The organism is Mannheimia massilioguelmaensis (assembly GCF_000940515.1).
GTDB lineage: Bacteria > Pseudomonadota > Gammaproteobacteria > Enterobacterales > Pasteurellaceae > Basfia > Basfia bettyae.
Genome location: NZ_CDQL01000008.1, coordinates 251,935 through 268,378 on the forward strand (window position 1 = coordinate 251,935; position 16,444 = coordinate 268,378).

General features: G+C 33.2%; 16 protein-coding genes. 6 read left to right on the plus strand and 10 right to left on the minus strand.

Going from position 1 to position 16,444, the window contains the following annotated elements; translation table 11 throughout:
• Positions 1-116: 116 nt before the first annotated feature.
• Complete coding sequence (locus BN1226_RS09520) at positions 117-920, minus strand: class I SAM-dependent methyltransferase (RefSeq protein WP_044470996.1); 804 nt, start codon at positions 918-920, stop codon at positions 117-119.
• Between the two features lie 224 nt (positions 921-1,144).
• Entirely contained in the window at positions 1,145-1,894 is a 750-nt protein-coding gene (locus tag BN1226_RS09525; RefSeq protein ID WP_044470997.1) for a YdcF family protein, read from the minus strand.
• 290 nt (positions 1,895-2,184) lie between these two features.
• Here BN1226_RS09525 and BN1226_RS09530 point away from each other — a divergent pair, with 290 nt between their 5' ends.
• From BN1226_RS09530 to BN1226_RS09555, 6 genes are read left to right on the plus strand one after another with little or no spacing between them, the layout of a single operon-like run.
• Positions 2,185-3,399: a lipopolysaccharide biosynthesis protein gene (locus BN1226_RS09530; RefSeq protein WP_156149918.1), complete on the plus strand. Its 1,215-nt coding sequence runs from the start codon at positions 2,185-2,187 to the stop codon at positions 3,397-3,399.
• Between the two features lies 1 nt (position 3,400).
• Positions 3,401-4,174 (plus strand): glycosyltransferase family 25 protein, encoded by a 774-nt coding sequence (locus tag BN1226_RS09535; protein ID WP_044470999.1) that lies wholly within the window; start codon positions 3,401-3,403, stop codon positions 4,172-4,174.
• Positions 4,174-5,361, plus strand: coding sequence for a hypothetical protein (locus BN1226_RS09540; RefSeq protein ID WP_044471000.1), 1,188 nt, complete (start codon positions 4,174-4,176; stop codon positions 5,359-5,361). The genes BN1226_RS09535 and BN1226_RS09540 overlap by 1 nt, the downstream gene beginning before the upstream one ends.
• Positions 5,361-6,245: a glycosyltransferase family 2 protein gene (locus BN1226_RS09545; RefSeq protein WP_044471001.1), complete on the plus strand. Its 885-nt coding sequence runs from the start codon at positions 5,361-5,363 to the stop codon at positions 6,243-6,245. Before BN1226_RS09540 ends, BN1226_RS09545 begins: the two co-directional genes overlap by 1 nt.
• Before the next feature lie 2 nt (positions 6,246-6,247).
• The gene (locus BN1226_RS09550) at positions 6,248-7,057 is read left to right on the plus strand and encodes a glycosyltransferase family 2 protein (protein WP_044471002.1); all 810 of its coding nucleotides are present in this window, start codon (positions 6,248-6,250) and stop codon (positions 7,055-7,057) included.
• Between the two features lie 21 nt (positions 7,058-7,078).
• Positions 7,079-8,188 (plus strand): lytic murein transglycosylase, encoded by a 1,110-nt coding sequence (locus tag BN1226_RS09555; RefSeq protein ID WP_044471003.1) that lies wholly within the window; start codon positions 7,079-7,081, stop codon positions 8,186-8,188.
• Positions 8,189-8,295: 107 nt separating this feature from the next.
• On the opposite strand, the gene BN1226_RS09560 is transcribed toward BN1226_RS09555, so the two are convergent.
• The 8 genes from BN1226_RS09560 to BN1226_RS09595 all read right to left on the minus strand — a co-directional run bounded on the left by BN1226_RS09560 (position 8,296) and on the right by BN1226_RS09595 (position 16,381).
• The gene (locus BN1226_RS09560) at positions 8,296-8,604 is read right to left on the minus strand and encodes a c-type cytochrome (protein ID WP_005759158.1); all 309 of its coding nucleotides are present in this window, start codon (positions 8,602-8,604) and stop codon (positions 8,296-8,298) included.
• 5 nt (positions 8,605-8,609) lie between these two features.
• Positions 8,610-9,098, minus strand: coding sequence for a TlpA family protein disulfide reductase (locus BN1226_RS09565; protein WP_044471004.1), 489 nt, complete (start codon positions 9,096-9,098; stop codon positions 8,610-8,612).
• Positions 9,088-9,759: an ABC transporter ATP-binding protein gene (locus BN1226_RS09570; protein WP_005758951.1), complete on the minus strand. Its 672-nt coding sequence runs from the start codon at positions 9,757-9,759 to the stop codon at positions 9,088-9,090. Before BN1226_RS09570 ends, BN1226_RS09565 begins: the two co-directional genes overlap by 11 nt.
• A gap of 1 nt (position 9,760) precedes the next feature.
• On the minus strand, positions 9,761-10,918 hold the full coding sequence (locus tag BN1226_RS09575) for an ABC transporter permease (protein ID WP_005758873.1): 1,158 nt from the start codon (positions 10,916-10,918) through the stop codon (positions 9,761-9,763).
• Positions 10,905-12,212, minus strand: a complete 1,308-nt coding sequence (locus tag BN1226_RS09580) for an ABC transporter permease (RefSeq protein WP_044471005.1) — start codon at positions 12,210-12,212, stop codon at positions 10,905-10,907. Before BN1226_RS09580 ends, BN1226_RS09575 begins: the two co-directional genes overlap by 14 nt.
• Entirely contained in the window at positions 12,212-13,603 is a 1,392-nt protein-coding gene (locus tag BN1226_RS09585; RefSeq protein ID WP_044471006.1) for a Fe-S-containing protein, read from the minus strand. The genes BN1226_RS09580 and BN1226_RS09585 overlap by 1 nt, the downstream gene beginning before the upstream one ends.
• A gap of 188 nt (positions 13,604-13,791) precedes the next feature.
• A complete protein-coding gene (locus tag BN1226_RS09590; RefSeq protein WP_040596188.1) occupies positions 13,792-14,316 on the minus strand; it encodes an iron transporter in 525 nt (174 codons plus the stop codon).
• 163 nt (positions 14,317-14,479) lie between these two features.
• A complete protein-coding gene (locus BN1226_RS09595) occupies positions 14,480-16,381 on the minus strand; it encodes an FTR1 family iron permease (RefSeq protein ID WP_044471007.1) in 1,902 nt (633 codons plus the stop codon).
• Between the last annotated feature and the right edge of the window lie 63 nt (positions 16,382-16,444).

Here is a 16,444-nt window from a genome sequence, read left to right on the forward strand (position 1 = left end):
CGGTGATTTTAAACATGGCTGCCAGATTAGCCTTTAGCTTTTGTATATAAAGCTTCTATTTTTTCGTTTATTTAACTTTTGAACATTCTCTTTTTATACAAATACGTTTTATATTATCACTTACTACTATTTTTATATTCATATAAACCCATACGATTATTAAAAATATAAATAAAAGGGTAAAATAGTTTTTTCCAGCCACTCACTAAAGACATCATATTGTGAGTAAAATTAATAAAGCCTATTTGCTTAATTTTAGGATTTAATTTTACTACTTCGCTACCATCAGTGCTCCCCCAAAGAAAGTCTACATTCATTTTTTTTACCACATCATGATGCTTACCTTTCTTTACCATGCCTTTATAAAGTAAATCAAAATAGGCTGTAAAGTAATCAAAGGAATCCGTTAAAGTAGTCAACAAAAACTTCACCTCTTGTTCTGTCAAATACATCAAAACTCCTTCGCTAATAAATAAAACATCTCGTCCTTCTGTTTTTATATCATTAACCCAACTCGGATCCAGTATAGATTTACTAATATTATGAACTCTAGGATGTTCATCAAATAGACTTTCTCTCGCTATAATAGTTTCAGGAAAATCAATGTTGTACCAATCAATTTGTCCATTATCAACTCTATAAAATTCAGTATCTAATCCTGCACCCAAGGAAACAATAATACAATTTGGGGAAGCTTCTATAAATTTCCTAATTTCTTGATCAAAAGTCTTCGCCCTTCCTAATATGCCATAATAGGAGAGCCACTTATTTTTTAACTTGGAAAAATCATAATCAATTTTACAATAAAGCTCCCATGAGATTTGATCTTTTAGAACAGAATTCTTTGATTTATAATCCATCGCCTTAGCGTATAAGGTTATTAAAGCAGTTTCACCAACCGAGTTCAACGTCAGCTTCATTTTATTCCTCCGATAAAAAATTAGACTAAACTCAATAATGACATATCTCTTTTTTATGAATATTAAACGAATCTAATTATTCATATTAAGTAAGACATTTAATATGATTTCAGGTTTTTTATAATGCAAAAAAACTAGGAAGCCCCTTCACTAGGCGCATGATTTATTGCAATTCAATTTGTTATCAAAAATAATATTTTCCCAAAAATTACCGCAGTTTGGTTTTAGAATAGTTTTTCTTTTAAGTATCCTAACCATTCTTTTAATAGCTGCATATTATCGGCTATGGCGCCGCCTTGTGGGATAAAATGCATATAGTTTAACGTATAGCTGTTAGGGGTTTTTCCATATCCCACACTTGCAGGTAAAACTTCAAAGCCTTGCTGTTCAAAAAGCAATTTGGCTCGTTGCATGTGCCATTGGTTAGTGACAAGAATAATTTTATTAATATGTTCTAATACAAATAGATTTTTCGTATATTCTGCATTTTGTTTAGTATTTGTCGATTTTTCTTCTAGCCATTTGGGTTGTATTCCGAAGAAGGTAAAAAATTCTTGTCCCATTACTTTGGCTTCTGAGTTGCCATTTGGACTGGCACCGCTAATAAGAATTGGTAATTCTGTTTCTTTATGTAGATAAGCTGCATAACGCATACGTTCTAATGCAACGCCAGGAACAGTAATATTATTATAAAGTTCTTTACTATCTCTTAATCCTGCACCTAAGACCACAATAGCTTGGGCTTTTCGGTAATCTTCAATAGATAAATTATCTTCTTGTACCAAACTATCACTTAGTAATTGTGTGGTATAGGGAATACTAAATATATAGAGAATACCTAAACCTAAAAGCGCACATAGAATGGCAAGTTTTTTTAATCCGATAATAATAAAAAGAAAAGCAAAAATTAAAAGAATAATCACATTAAAAGGTAGAAGTAGGATACTTGTGATTAATTTGGTTAATTCAAACATAATATTTCCTAAGTATTTTTGAGGTTATTTGTATTATTCATAAATTATTTTTTAAATGCAATGTCTAAAGCGTTCACACTTATTTAAGTTTAATGGACTAAATGCTATCATAAGCAACTTAACTATATTTTAGACAATAGCTTTTTGCTAGGTATTATCTACTTCGTAAAGCATTGCTTTAATACAAACTTTAGCTAATATTTTGCCATATTTTTGTCAATTAGAATAATTAGACAGTTAAATTGTACTTATGGTGAGAATAGCGATATAACCAATGGATAATGTAGTCTATACCCAAAAGTATGAGTATCAATAATAATTTAGTACGTTTAGTATTTGTTACCATTTTAAGTTTAGTACTAACAATGGTTAGTTCCTTTGTTTTGGCACGATTATTATCTGTGCAAGATCGAGGTTTACATCAATTATTTATTACTTCTGTTTCTTATGCAGTAACTGTTGCTACGGGCGGTTCTGGGTTTGCTTTGGCGTTATCAATGCGTAAAAAACAATATGAAGGTTGGCAGACTTATTTTATCGCTTTTTTAGTGTTTGCGAGTATTATTGCCACTTTTGGATTAATTTGCTTTGATTTTACGGATTTTCATCTTTTGTTTATTTTGAATGTTGTGCTTACAGCGATTCTTACAATGACGTTAGAAAAAAGTAAAATCGATGCCAATTTGCGTATTTATCGAAAATTAACATTACAACAACCTATTTTATTAGTTTCTATTTATGGGCTTTGTTATTTTATTTTTGGAGAACAACCCTTAGATATTGTCATTTATCTATTAACTTTATTTAGTCTTATTCAAGCAATTGCTTGTATTTATTTTCTTGCTCATATTAATAAAAATTTTAAAGTGGGTAACGAAATCAAACCAATTAATCGTAATTTTTTTCTAAAAACTTGGTTCAAGCAAAACCTGTTACAGATTTTTGGCGCAACAACTTCAAGTTTAGATAAATTTATGATTATGTTTTTTTTAGGCAACTATACATTGGGGCTTTATACTGTTTGTATTGCTTTTGATTCATTATTAACAAAGTTTATTAATATGTTAGCTGATTATTTCTATGCAGGACTATTGAATAATATGAATAGAATTAAGTCGGTATTAATGTTGATTGCTTTAATGAGTGCTGGTGCAATAGTGTTAGTTCCATTACTTGCAGAACCCGTGATTACGTTCTTCTTTAGTGCTAAATATGTAGAAGTCGCACCAGTCTTAATCTGGTTTATTATCAATTCCATTATTGCAGGATTATCTTGGGTGCTGTCACAAAATATGCTATTGCTTGGCAAGCAAGTCTTATTATTTACACGACAAATTATTGCAATAGCGGTATTTGTGATTTTGTTTTATCTATTAAAAGATTATCAATTATATGGCGTAGCTTATGCTTTTATTGGTTCAAGCCTTACAAGATTAGTCATTTCAATTATTTACTATTTTAAATATCCAGTTACTGAGCTAACTCCTGAAAAAAGTGCGGTATAAAATGAAAAAATTTTTAATTTCTTTAGAAAAAGATGTGCAACGACGTGAATTATTTTTCTCACAACCTGATACAGCAGATTTTGAAGTATTTAATGCAATAAATACCATGGGAAAAGATCTTGTTAGCCTTGGTAATATTTTCGATATTATTAAATTTGGTCAATATTATGGTCGTAATGTTACCAAAGGTGAAATTGGCTGTACATTAAGCCATTTAACCATTTATGAAAAAATCATTAATGATGAAACTATTGGTGAACAAGAATATACCTTAATTTGTGAAGATGATGCTTTATTTGCTACAGATTTTCAGAAAAATATTGATGCCATTATTCAACAGAATATTGGTGCAGATATTATCTTAACTGGTCAATCAAAGATTTTATCTTTTAATGATGCGGATTTAGAAATTAATTATCCAGTGACTTTAAGTGTCTTACGGAAAAAAGTGCATGGCACTGATTACACTTATTCTTACCCTTATAAAAATTACTTTGCGGGTACAGTGTCTTATTTAATTACTAAAGCGGCAGCCCGTAAATTCTTAAATCAAATGACTAATGGGCATTTGCCATTTTGGCTAGCGGATGACTTTATTTTATTCAAAGATAAATTCAATATTGATAGTTTAGTGATTCGTCCATTATTAGTGATTGAAAATCCAAATTTAACCAGTAATTTACAAGGATTAAGAGGCTCATTAAATAATAATTTATTTAAAAAAGTGCTCAAATATCCACTTAAAAAACTATTAGCAATTAAGAGAAATCTATAATGTCTGCGTTAGTTAATCTATTTTATATTTATGATCCTTGGTTACAGCATGTACTTCGTATGAGCCTGTTAACTGGATTTTTAATGTTACTTTGGTTCGCTTATAAATGGTTCAAAAAAGAAATTAAGCAATTGATTATTCCAATAGATAGTCTAATGGTGTGTGCAGCTTTAATTATATTATCCTTCATTCCTATTTTAATTAATGGTACAACTGAATTTGGTGTAATTAGTATGTATGTCAAGCTAGCCATTATTTTTGTGTTAGGTATCATTATTTATAATGTGCTTTATGCTCATCAAAATGCGGATAGCCAGCTTATCCGTGATTTGAAATTTGGTATTAGTTTGCAATCAATTTTAGGCTTTGGCGCATTAGCAGGAATTCCTTTGTTTATTGCTGTGAGTTTGGGAACTAATTCAGATATGGGAGGAGAGCTATCTCGTTTTATTGGCTCAGAACAAGAATATAGATTATATAACTTTACCTCATCTGCATTTTTCCAATTAAGTGCATTTTACTTAATGCTCTTGCATTTTTTATTAGCCTATAATGAAAAACAACAAAATTTAAATACTATTTATATATTCCTCATCTTATTTATTGGCTTAATTTCAGGTCGTACTTTCTTTATTTTTTCAGTGATTAGTTTAGTTGCATATTTTAAAGTGCGATATATCCCTGCTATTTTATTATTTGCGATATTAGTTTTAGCTTTCGCTTATTTCTATCCTAATCATCCTTATGTGGCCCATGCCTTGGAGATCGTAATCAATATTATCAATGGTGGAAGTCAATTAAGTTCATCTTCTGATACTTTATTGCATAAGCATCTATTCATGCCCGAAATTAAACAATTAATTATGGGTGATGGATTATATTATGTCCAAGAAAATACTACACGTAGCTATTATGGTGGTTCTGATTCAGGCTTTGTTCGTCAAGCTCTATATGGTGGAGTAGGTTATATTCTGATCTGTTTCTTATTTACTGCCTATTTTATCAAACGTATTGCTGATAACTGGTTTGCAGGTAGTTGGAAATTTATTTTATCTACTTTATTTGTATTAAGTATTTTAAATGTAAAAGCAGATACTTATGCCTATCCAGGGATTATGTTTGTATTTTTAATGTTTATTTCTTTATTTGGTAGTAAAGGAAAAAATATCATAGTTGAGAGAAAATAATGTTTAGTATTGTTGTTCCATCTTATAACCGTAATGCACAGATTCCGAGCTTATTAGAAAGCTTAGAATTGCAGACTATGCATAATTTTGAAGTAATTATCGTAGACGACTGTTCACCAGAAGTGGTCAAAGTAGATAATTCTTATTCATTTCCTATAATGGTGTTGCGTAATGTAAAAAATTCAGGTCCATCACAAAGCCGTAATTATGGTGCTGCACGAGCTCATTATGATTGGTTATTATTTTTAGATGATGATGACCGCTTTGCAGCAGAAAAATGTGAAATATTAGCTGAACGTATTACGCAAAATCCTGATGCTAATTTTGTGTATCACCCTGCAGAATGCGTAATGGTGAATGAAAATTTCACTTATTTCACAAAACCTTTCTCAGATACATCGTTAATTACTTTAGATAATCTATTGAGAGCGAATAAAGTGGGTGGAATGCCAATGATGGCAATTCAAAAATCACTTTATGAGCAAGTGAATGGGCTTTCTACAGATTTATTAGCTTTAGAAGACTATGAATTCCTATTGAAATTAGTGCAACATGATAATTTCAGTCCTTTGTATGTTGAACGTCCTCTTACTTGTTGTTTTTTCTATAGTAAAGTGGCAAGTGTATCTAAAAATGTAAATAATACTGAATCGGCAATTGAAAGCATTGAACAACGATATGTGACAACATCACAACAACAAAAGAACTTTAAAATCAATGGATTCAATATGCTTGCTTTCCCATATTTGATGTCATTATCACGTAAAGCAGCAGTCTATTATTTTAAAATCTTCTTAGAAACGTTAAATATTAAACAACTGGCGGTTGCCATTGTTTCCTTATTATCTCCGAAATTAGCAATTAACTTAAAACGGTTTATTTAGAAATGAAATTTTCAGTGTTAATGTCTTTGTATATCAAAGAAAATCCTAGATTTTTATCAGAATGTTTAGAAAGTCTGGTTGCCCAAACTTATCCTGCTGATGAAATAGTTTTAGTATTTGATGGTCCAATTACGCCAGAATTGGAATCAGAAGTGAATCGATTCAAAGATAAACTTCCATTAAATATTGTGCCATTACCGCAAAATTTAGGTTTAGGTAAAGCACTTAATGAAGGTATCAAACATTGTCGTAATGAATGGATATTTCGCATGGATACTGATGATATCTGTTATCCTGAACGTTTTGCAAAACAGGTGGCTTATATTGAACAACATCCTGATGTGGTGATGTTCAGTACTCAAATTGCAGAATTTGATCAAGATCCGACACAGATTATCAGTGTGCGTAATGTTCCAACTTCTTATGAAGAAATTGTTGAATTTAATAAAGTTCGTTCCCCATTTAATCATATGACGGTCGCTTATCGTAAATCTTTACTGGAAGAAGTTGGAGGCTATCAGCACCATTTATTCTTAGAAGACTATAATTTATGGAATCGCATTATTGCTACGGGGAAAAGGGTAGGTAATTTACCTGAGGTTTTACTTTATGCACGTACCAATGGCGACGCGATGATTGGTCGTCGTCGTGGACTAATTTATGCAAAAAGTGAATGGAAATTATATAAGCTTAAACGGTCATTAAAAATTCAAAGTACCGTGCCTGGGTTTATAACCTTCTTAATGCGAACATTGCCAAGATTAATGCCTGTTGGGTTATTAAAAATAATCTATAAATTGATGAGAAAATAAAATTAATATTAGGGTTTATGAATGAAATTAACAGTTAAATTAACAGCTTTAGTTGCCTGTCTATTATTGGCAGGCTGTTCTTCCAATTCAAATAAAAGTGTATTCAATTCTTCCGAAGATTTGAGTCCATTATCAGCGTCTGCTACTTATCATAATCCAAGAAGTTTGACTAATTTTACTGATTATGTGAATTTCTTAAAGCGTAAAGCAGCAGGTCAAGGTGTTTCTATAGCTACATTAAGTGCACAGAAAAATATTCATTATATTCAAAGTGCGGTAGATTTAGACAAAAAACAAGCAGGTAACGCTGCTAGACGCAAAAATCAACCTCCCTTACCGCCGAATCCGAATGGGGTGACAGAGTATATCACTAAACATCTAACACAAGCTAAAGTGGATAAAGCGGAAGAGAATTATTGGGATATTCGAAATCCATTACAGCAAGCGAGCCAACGCTTTGGTGTACAACAAGAATTTATTTTAGCCTTGTGGGGAATGGAGAGTAGTTTTGGCTATTATCAAGGTAGCTTTGATGTGTTATCTGTTTTAGCAACTTTAGCTTTTGATGGACGTCGTGAAGATTTATTCAGTAAAGAATTTATTAATGCGATGAAAATGCTTGATCGTGGGCATCTCACTCGTTATCAAATGTTAGGTTCTTGGGCAGGCGCCATGGGACAAACACAATTTATGCCGACTTCTTATTTAAATTATGCTGCTGATGGTGATAATGATGGCAAAGCAGATATTTGGTCAAATGAAAATGATGTGTTTGCTTCTATTGCCAATTATCTTCATACCGTAGGTTGGAATGATAAATTGCCTTGGGGTGTTGAAGTCGATTTAGCTCAATATATTGACCTTTCTGTTGCTGGCACAGAAAAGAATAAAGCTCGTTCATTGGATGAGTGGCAAGCCTTAGGAATAAGTTTAAAGAATGGTTATGAAGCGAATAAATGGAATGCACTAACATCTACTGATTTATGGCTTGTTCGCCCAGATAAAGAGGTCGGAAGAGCATTTTTAGTATCGAATAATTTTCGTACTATTTTAAATTGGAACCGTTCAAATTACTACGCTTTAAGTGTTGGAATGTTTGCAGATCGTATTAAGCAGAATGTTGGTTTTTAGTTTTTTCAAGCATAAAATAAGCGTTTTAAGCTCCGTTAGTGAGTGATAAAAGAAAAATGAAAGCTATAAAGTGCGGTCAAAATTTTTAATATTTTAACCGCACTTTATTATTTTAAGGTTTGAATAAATTCTGCAAGATCTTGCATTTGTGCTTCATTCAAACGGCTTTTGATATTATTTCCTGCACCTTCGATTTTACCAGCTTTACGATCTTGCAATGCAACTATGATTTCTTCAGCACTGAGTTGCTTAATCACTTTAGATTGATCAAATGCAGATTTTTCGGCATTGGAACCATGACATGTTGCACAATTCATTTTATAAAGCCGTTTACCTTTGTCGATATCAGCATAGGCATTAAAAGCTAAGGTGAAAAGTGCGGTTGAAAATAGGAAAATTTTGGTAGAGTTTTTCATGATTTTTAACCTTGATTAAAGAGCTTTTGTAATTCGTCTTTAGGCACTAATCCTTCATATTTTGAAAGTAATTTTCCATTTTCATCAATAATAAAGGAAGTAGGAGTGCCTTTAACAGCATAGCGTTCCGCGGTGATTTTCATCTGATCTCGAACAATTGGAATGTTGAGATTACGTTTTTCAATCACTTTCGTGAGATCTATTTTTTCTCCATCCACATTAATAGCTAAAAGTTGGATATGATGAGGATTGTCATGGAGTAATGCTTCCATTTCCTTTAATTCATTTACACATACACCACAAGTACTCGACCAAAACACCATAATCAATTTATTGCCTTGTAAAGCAGATAACTTGGTCTCTTTACCTTGCATATCATAAGTGGCAATATCAGGTGCAGTAGAGCCAATTTGGGCATGTTGTTCATTACATGCGGTGCAAGCTAAAATCATTGCAGTAAATAAGCAATGAGAGAGTCGGGCTTTAAATATCATTTTTTTCTTCTCTTAAAAATTTACCATGTTGTAAATAAATCACTCGGTGAGTGAGTTTTCCTAAATCGGGGTTATGAGTCACCATAACTATGGTGCGGCCTTGTTTATTGAGTGATTGTAGTAATTCTAATACAATTTGCTCATTTTTTTCATCTAAGTTACCTGTCGGCTCATCAGCAAAAATTACCGGAGGTTGATTTACTAAAGCTCGTGCAATACATACACGTTGTTGCTCACCACCTGATAATTGACTAGGCAAGTGATGAATTCGATGTTCTAAGCCTACTTGTGCCAATACTTCTTTAGCCGCATCTTCATCTACAACACTATGATAATGCTGAGCTAGCATCACATTTTCTAATGCGGTTAAATAAGGAATTAAGTGAAATTGTTGGAAAATTAGTCCAATTTTTTCAGCTCGGAATCGTTGGCGTCCAACTTCATCCAGTTGTGCTGCATCTATACCATCTAAAATTACTTTACCTTCAGAAGCTGTATCTAAACCAGTTAAAATATTCATTAACGTTGTTTTGCCAGAACCTGATGCGCCCATAATTGAGATAAATTCACCTTCAGCAATTTGAATATTAATATCTTCTAGAGCGGTCACTTGACCAAATTTTTTATATAAATGTTGCGTTTCAATTACATTATTTGTCATATTATTCACCTTTTAAAACATTAGCCATTTCAACATTTAATGCACGATGTGTCGGTATGATGACGGCAATAAACGCGACTAAAAGTGAGAGGGCAATGGTAATTGGGATCACAGGGAGGCGCATATCAATATGGGCCTTAAATACAGTTATGCCTAAGATTTGTGCGAGAATATAACCAATAACTAACCCTGTCACAATAGCTGCAATAGCGATAATCAATATTTCTGTAGCAATTTGTTTAGTGATATCTTTACCTTTGGCTCCGAGAGCTTTTTGTAGCGCGAATTCTTTAGCCCGTTCACCCACAATAGCGATGAGAGTCGTATTTACACATAATGTTGCTAATACTAAGATTACTAATGAAATTAACCCCATTAACCCTTTAATTTTATTAAGAATTTGTCCTTCAGATGCGGATACTTTTAAAATAGGGCGGATATCTAAATCAGGATATTTTTGCTGTAGATTTTGTGCAAATTGAGCTACTTGTCCTTGGTCATTTTTGACAATAAATAGTGCATTGCTTGCCATTCCATCTTTTTCTAACCAGTCCTGTGCAAATTCTAAACTGACAATCAACATATTGTCAGTGATATCGCCTGATTCAACAATGCCCTTGATTTTGAATTGTTTTTTTTCTACTGAATTTTTACTGAGCGTAATATTATCGCCAACTTTAATATTTAATCGTTCAGCTAATGTTTTACCAATCATTGCATTTCGATCATCGAAGTTAACATTAATTGCTTGCCCTGTAATTTGCCAGTATGGAGCAAGTTTTTGCATATCTTCAAACCATACTCCCATCATAACAATTTTCTCTAAATCACTACGGACAACGCCATAAAGATAAGGACTCGCTGCATTAATCAAACCTTCAGGAGCATGGTGGAGAATAGCTTTGATTTGAGATTCTTTAATCACTCCACTGGCATTAGGACCAACATAAAAATTGGCACCGAAAGTACGTAGCTCTTGGCTCATTTTAGTATTGATATCAAAATATACGGCTGCCATAGCAGTAACGATGCTAGCACCTACAGTCAGTGCTGCAAAGATAATTAAAACTCGCTGTAAGCGTAAACGTAAAGCTTTAAAGATTAAATGCCAAAACATACTGCGGTTATTTTTTATAAATTTTTGTTTATTGTCTGCCATAAAGTACCTCGACAGGATATAAACGGGCAATACGATGAGCAGGGAACCAAGTACCAATTAAGGCAATAAGAATAGCCAACACCAGAACACAAGGGATGACAATCCAAGCAAAGCTAAGTGGCACACCAAATAAGGCATCACCAATAAATCGAGCTAATCCCCAGCCTGCAATACAACCCAATATTCCGCCAATTAAGCCACTTAAAATTGCTTCACAGTAAAAAAGAAGTACGATTTGCCATTGGTAAGCACCTAAAGCTTTCATTAAACCTATTTCTTTACTGCGTTCAATAATCGTTGTTGTCATTAATGAGGCAATTCCCATTGCGGCAGCTATTAGTGCTGCAACAGTTACTACAGCCAGTAATAATTGAATTTTTCCAATAACGACACCTTCAGAAGCGGCGACTTGCCAAATAGGATGAACAACCACGCCTGAGATAGCCTCTTCTAATTGATGTGAAATAGAAGAAACATAAGCTGTACAATACCAGCGATCATATTCAGCAGCATCTAATGCATCTACATTAGTACGCGCTTTACGTGAAAGATCGTTTTCAGGAACAGTTAATGCGGAAACTTTAATTGATTGCACTTTTCCAGGTAAATCGACTAATTGTTGTACCGCACTAAGTGGAAGAACTAACTGTTGCTCTTCATTACCTCCAGTAGAAAGAATGCCTTTGATTTCCACTTGTAAAGTATTTTCTTTTTGTTCACCTTGGTAATTTAATGACACACGATCACCAATTTTCCAATTTTGAGTTTTTGCTAATTGTGTGCCTACTAGAGCGGGTATAAACTCAGCAAATTGGTTATGGCTATCATCTACCCATTCACCTTTGATTGACCAATAGGGGCTAATAATTTTTTGCCCTGTGTGATAATCTTCTTCATCAGGAATGGCAATGTAATGATCAAAGAAAGTGCCTAAAATACTAATTTTATCTTTTCCATTTGCCATCACATCGGCATTAATCTGCGGTGCAAAACCGACAATATTATTACGCCAGAAAATATCTTTCACATTAGGTAATTCTTTTTCATCAATAAAATCTTGGCTAGAAAGTGAAGTATTACCATTTGACATTTCAGGGAGAATAGCACTACTTGTGGGTTCAATCAGAATATTGGCACCATAAGATTTTAATTCTTTAGCCATTTTATCGCCAATATCAATTGACACTGCAAGTAATGCAGAAACTAATCCAGACGCCAAGAAGATAGTAATAATGGCTAATAATTTTCGTTTGAGGTTGTGTTTCCAAGATTGAAATAACATTCTTATTAGCATTATTTATCCTCTTGCATATATTTTTCAGGGGTATTTCTAAAACGTTCTAAATTTTCTTCTGTAGAAAAGAAATAGGTTTTATCTTCATAGCTGTATTTAAATTCAGTTTTTTTATTAGTTAATTTAGAACCATCCACAGGGTCAACAACGGGAATTTCCACAATAGTTGTAAATAGATTAATGCCTTCAAGTAGCCCCGCTTTGCTAATCACAATATCTGTATCAGTTTGATGCCAATCAGCAATTGGCACAGGGTTACAACCGCCTTCTTTACCTATTGAGGGGGTAAAAATGCGAACACCACAACCAACACAAACAACTTGATTATCTTGCATAACATAGCCTTGATCACCACATAATAAACAAGCATCAAATACAGGAGCAAAACTAAGTTTATCTGGTTGACGATTTATTAATAAAAAGCGTATAGCTTTACCATCATCAGCAATCCATACAAATCGATGCAAACGTCCATCTTTTACCTGTTCAATGGGAATATGCACATTTTTTTCTGAGTCTAAGCTAACTTTAATAGCTTCTGAAAGTTGTGGGGGACGAGAGGCTATATTATCCCAATAAAGTTGAGTACTCACCATAATTAGAATACTCACGATTCCCCATAGCAAGGTCTTTTTAGTATGTTGGAATGAAGCCATTTTTTTACGTTTTTCAATCGGCTGCATTTCATTATTCATTCTCAAACGACGTTGATGATGTACTTTCCAACCAAATAAAATGAGAACAATAAAGAGCAGTAATGCATAAATATAATTAAAAAAGTGATATAAATTGCCTGATTTGGCTACAAAGCTTAAGCGCAATTTTGTCAGTTCAATAACTTGTAATTTCATTAAACCTAAAATGAGGTTTCCAATTACAGGTATTAAGATAATTATTGCTGAAGCAATGAGGAATACACTTGAAAGTGCGGTTAGTTTTTTATCTTTTTTGCATTGTTGAATTAAAATATAAAACCAGCATGCGAGAAAAAAGCAAAATATAGCACCAAGAATAATTGAACTGAGGTGAAGGATAAAGTCCGTATTAATCACATCTGTATTAGTGATGCCTTTGATACTGGGATCCTTTGCCCAAATATAACTTGCTAGAATGAGTAAAATGCAATGCCAAAGGCTATTGAGTTGTTGGGATTTAAATAATTGGCATATACAAAAGAGTAGAACTGAAATTAGCACTATAATGTTAATAGTTAATGTTATCGTTTGATTATTCGGTAAAATAGTCGCTAATATAATTCCTAAAAATATGGCAATTAAACTTAAATTAATAAGTTTTTTTATTTTAAGAGTGGGAAATATAGACCAACTACAACTAAGCAGTAAAGCTGTTGGTAACAGTGTTTGTAGTAAAAAAGTAAAGAAGTACGTCATAAGCCGTTCCACATCAATAGCATAGTAATTTTAAATGTAGAATTTAAATTCTGGCACCTAATGTGCGGTATTATTTTAGAAAATTTTTTAAATGAAAATGACTTTCTAAAATTGGAAACGCAAGTATGGCAAAATTCCATACTTGCGTGAGTTAATATTAATTAGATAAATAATCTAATCAATGTATTTTATTTAGCAATGCCAGTGAATTTAAATTCATAGCTTACATCGAATGGTTTCCACCAACGACCAACACCAGTTTCGCTATCTGTATGACGGTGCATACCTGCTTTTGGTGGCGGATCAATGTGATAAGTTAATTTATAGTTACCTGCCCCCATCATTTTAACATTAGCACCATAGTGAGGACCATCACCAGCCACCATTGGCATGAAAGTACCTTCTTGTTTTTGGTTTGTATCTGTATTGACTAAAGTATAGTTAATCGTTAGGTAAGGCATCCATTCACCTTCACCAAAGCCATTTTTATTGCCTTTCACTGCATGAATATCAGCTTCTAAGTGAATATCAGAATCTTTAGCTGATAATCCCATACCACGAGGTTCCATATCCACAGGTTGTAAATATACTGCAGCAATTTCCATTTCATTCATGGTTTGAGCTTCACCAATTGGATATTCTTGGAAAGCTAATGCTGATGTAGACGCGAAAACACCTGCTAATAGCGCAGTGGCTAAAAATGTTTTTTTCATCATAGGATTTTTCCTTTCTATTGATTGAATTTTTCTTACTTTTAGTGCTAAAAATAAGTACAAATCCCCCCAGCTTAACCGCGGTTTCAGCTTTCTTACAATATATGTAAGTCGCTCGGGCGGTTCAGTTGGGGAGCCGAATGACCGAGCGATTAAGGCTTAATTATGATGATTGCTTTTTACTTTGATATTTCATATAGAATAATGCAAAGAGGGCAGCAATCACTAAAATAATCTGTGGTGTTAAGGTTTCTACATAAGGATAGATACCTAACCAAGAAATCTCAGGTAATCCTGATATTAGTGTCGGTTCAAATAATTTTCCTTCAATTAATTCAAGAATACTTTTACCAGCAAAAACAAATGCCATCAGATACATAAAACCACCTGTAAATAGGAAGAATGGTTTTAATGGTAATTTAACAACAGTATAACGCATAATAAAGTAACAGATGGCAAGGATAATGACACCAACTAAGAAACCTGCTAATAAGTAAAAATAACTACTTGAACTTGAAGCATCACCAATCAGTGCATAATAGAATAGTACTGTTTCAGCACCTTCTCGATATACAGCCAAGAAACTGGTGAACCATAGACCAATGACAGAGCCTGTTGTTAAAGCGGTAGATAATTTGCCTTCTAGATAGCGTTTCCAGTTTTGGGCTTCTACTTTAGATAATAGCCAATAACTCATACCGAAAAGCATAAATACCGCAATAATCATTGTAAAGCCTTCTAGTAATTCTCGATTTGCACCAGAATTTTCAAAAATCATCTGGAATAACCAAGCAGTAATTAAACTGGCTGCTAAGGCGACATAGACAGATTGGCGAATAGTCGGTAATTTATCTTGATGATTATTTTTTACTAAATAGGCGACAATTGCAGCAACAATTAATAAAGCTTCTAGGCCTTCCCGTACAATAATCAATAAACTATAGAGGAACATTCCCCAATCACTTTGGTTATTGCCCTGTAACATAGTGACTGCTTTGCTTAGATCATTGCTTAAACCAGAAGCTTGTTCTTGTAATTGTTCAGTACTTGCATTGGCTTTCATTAGTCCTACTAAACGAGTAAAGTAACCCTCTAATTGTGTTTTAAAATTAGAGTCACGAGAACCCACTTTGTTCTCCATACCTGTGCTCTCAAAGATATCAAAATAAGTATCTTGGATATCTAATATGGCTTTTTTAGCCGCACCACTACTATAAGTTTTGATCGCTTGTTGGATACGTTGATTAATTTCATTGCTCACAGCGGCCCAATCTTGCTCAGATGTTGTATCTTGAACATTTTTAGCATCTGATGACTGTACTATTTGGCTGTCACGAGTTGTTGGTAATTGAGGGAGTTGTTCTTCTATAGACTGAAGCAATGTGGTTGCTTGATAGGCGATTGTCTCTAATTGATTAGGCTGTTCACTTAAACGAATAAGATCATAAAATTGTTGATTAATATCCGCAGAAATACTGGCTGATCTATTTTGTCTAATAGACATTTCCATTTCAGAATTTTTAAAGCCATCATATTGCGCTTTTTGGAAAAGTGTTTTAGCCGTAGCCAGATCATTTTTTTGATAACTGCTAATTGCATCAGCAATCAGATCATCAATAGTTTTAAAACTTTGTTGCCAATAAGGAGCAATTTCTTGATTATCATAAGCACCATGTTGACCTTCAGCATTTAATTGATGACCAGCATTCAAAGCGGGTAATACTTCATCAAGATCAGCTTTCAAACCATTTATTTTTGTCTGAACCTCATCTAGTGATTTACCTTCACCAATCATTTTCCGAATTTCTCCGAAAGTCGCTTCCATTTGATAACTTTTTTGTGCAGAGAAATTGATGCGAATTGGACCTTCTAGATTTTCAAAAACTTCAAAATAAGCCATTTGAACCTCAGTTCTGGCTTCATCAATATTTTGTTGCTGATATAAATTGGCTGTTTTATCTAGACGCCCTTTAATATCATCAACAAAACTGTTGAAATTGTCAGCAAAGGCTGTATTGATAAAGAAAGAAAATAGTAGAAGAATTAAAGAACGGTAGAAATTCATATACCATATACCTTAAATTGAATAAGATTGATTATCATCTCTGTGCATTATGCACCTATTATT